Annotated in this window: 2 tRNA genes; both read right to left on the reverse strand. The window is 50.7% G+C overall.

From position 1 onward, the window contains the following. Positions 1-44: 44 nt before the first annotated feature. Positions 45-120 (reverse strand) — tRNA-Ala (locus HMPREF2767_RS02670). A gap of 13 nt (positions 121-133) precedes the next feature. Beyond that, positions 134-207 (reverse strand) — tRNA-Ile (locus HMPREF2767_RS02675).

A 207-nucleotide genomic window follows, 5' to 3' on the forward strand; every position in this document is an offset into this window, starting at 1 on the left:
TCTGTTGCTTCTATTTGGTTTTCAATGTACGTGTTTTATATAAATGGTGGAGAGTAGCGGGATCGAACCGCTGACCTCCTGCGTGCAAAGCAGGCGCTCTCCCAGCTGAGCTAACCCCCCCACATATATAAAGTGGGCCTAGGTAGATTCGAACTACCGACCTCACGCTTATCAGGCGTGCGCTCTAACCAACTGAGCTATAGGCCC

The organism is Nosocomiicoccus sp. HMSC067E10 (genome assembly GCF_001810835.1).
Lineage (GTDB): Bacteria > Bacillota > Bacilli > Staphylococcales > Salinicoccaceae > Nosocomiicoccus > Nosocomiicoccus ampullae_A.